At 56.4% G+C, this 1,327-nt stretch carries 1 protein-coding gene and 1 pseudogene; both read left to right on the forward strand.

Going from position 1 to position 1,327, the window contains the following annotated elements:
- The first annotated feature begins 56 nt into the window (after positions 1 to 56).
- Positions 57 to 344, forward strand: a complete 288-nt coding sequence (locus ACZ6ZO_RS12830) for a transposase (RefSeq protein ID WP_182384945.1) — start codon at positions 57 to 59, stop codon at positions 342 to 344.
- A 14-nt stretch (positions 345 to 358) separates the two neighbouring features.
- Positions 359 to 1,282 (forward strand): annotated as a pseudogene (locus ACZ6ZO_RS12835) (IS3 family transposase); the annotation flags it as partial.
- Between the last annotated feature and the right edge of the window lie 45 nt (positions 1,283 to 1,327).

Genomic DNA, 1,327 nt, shown 5'->3' on the forward strand with positions numbered 1-1,327 from the left:
TGAGCTGTCATGATTCTTGTTGACGGTGAAACCCTCAACGACAAGGATGTGTGATTATGCCGAAGGCTTATCCAAAAGAATTTCAACAGCAGTGCGTGGATGCGGTTCTCGTGTTGGGCAAGACACGCGAGGAAGTCGCTGCCGAGTACGGGATCTCCTCCTCAGCTCTGGGCCGGTGGGTGGCCAAAGCCAAAGGCACCCAAGGCACCGGCCGCGGCTCTCACCTGCGCAAAGCAGACCCCAACTCCCAAGACCCAGCTGAAATGACCAAACGAATCCGGGAGCTGGAGCTTGAAAACGAGTTCTTAAAAAAAGTCAGCGCCTTCTTTGCCAAGGAGCAGTAGAAGACGACTTCTTCCGCGTCATCTACCACTTCGACAAAGAAGGCACGACCAAGCCCAGATACTCGGTCACCATGATGGCACGCGTCCTTAACGTCAGCAGAGCCGGCTACTACGCCTGGAAGAAACGCCACCACACCCCTGTGGCTGCATCTTCTCCCAGGGGGCGCAGGCTTGCCATCAGTGCCCGCGTCACAGAGCTTTTCACGACCAAGCACAAAGGGTTTGCCGGTGCTCGCACCATTTTTGCTGACCTGGTCGCTGAAGGTATTGACACCACGTTGTACGCGGTGCGCACCATCATGGCGCAGAACAATTTAGTCACGAAGTACCGACGCAAGAAGGTACGCACCACCATTGCGGATCCTGACGCTGACCTGCGCAAAGACTACCTGCGGCGGATGTTTTATCCCCCAGTGCCCACCACGGTCTTGTGCGGAGATATTACGTACCTGCGCACCCGTGAAGGCTGGATGTACCTGGCCACAGTCATGGATCTGGGCACCCGGATGGTGGTGGGCTGGTCAATGGCCGATTCCATGCGCTCGAAGCTTGTGGTGGATGCCTTGACCATGGCCCATGATCGAGGCTTCGTTGCTGGTGATGCGATATTCCACTCGGATAGAGGCAGTCAGTACACCTCAAAGGTGTTCGCTGACTGCGCCGAAGAACTCGACGTTCGCTTGTCTGTCGGCTCTGTTGGCGTGTGCTGGGACAATGCGGTGGCGGAATCCTTCTTTTCCACGCTGAAACTTCACCTGCTGCATGAGCGCAAACAATTCGATTCCAAGCAGCACGCCCGCCTAGAGACACTGTCGTGGATTGAGACGTATTACAACCGACAGCGCCGCCATAGTGCGACCGGCCTCATTCCCGCTGAGGCGATGGCCGATTTCCTGACCCCCAGCCCCGAATTACTCCCCGAGGCCCTTGCAGCCTAACCAAAACAAACGGGTCTAACCGTCAACAAAACTTGACACAGCCCA

Source organism: Corynebacterium sp. NPDC104732 (assembly GCF_055583565.1).

What these genes read in the sequence shown, in the direction of transcription:
- ACZ6ZO_RS12830 (WP_182384945.1), top strand. Translation starts at nt 57, where the DNA reads ATGCCGAAGGCTTATCCAAAAGAATTTCAACAGCAGTGCGTGGATGCG.